This window comes from Sulfitobacter sp. CW3 (assembly GCF_019392245.1).
Taxonomy (GTDB): domain Bacteria; phylum Pseudomonadota; class Alphaproteobacteria; order Rhodobacterales; family Rhodobacteraceae; genus Sulfitobacter.
In genome coordinates this window covers 1-231 of the sequence record NZ_JAHXRL010000596.1, presented here as the reverse complement: position 1 = coordinate 231, position 231 = coordinate 1, and the positions used below count along the sequence as shown (strand labels likewise).

The 231-nt window shown below is 77.5% G+C and carries 1 protein-coding gene; it reads left to right on the top strand.

Annotated elements, in window-relative coordinates:
• The coding region (locus tag KZZ06_RS22345; RefSeq protein ID WP_219582076.1) for a hypothetical protein at positions 1 to 231 on the top strand (231 nt) is incomplete at both ends.

Genomic DNA, 231 nt, shown 5'->3' with positions numbered 1-231 from the left:
CGTGGTTTCGGGCGGCGCTCGCGGCGGACGCCGCGCTCGAGCCGACGATCCGCGCCGTCGTCTATCGGGAGCGCGCGATCGGCAGCGTCACGTCCTGGCCCGACCCGACCGCCGCGGCGGCCCGTGTCTGGCAGCGGGTTCGCCTCGCCGGCGGGCTCGCGCTCGCTCTGACGGCGGCGACACTGCTTCTCAACTGGCTCGCCGTCACGCGCCTCGTCGCGCCGGCCCGGC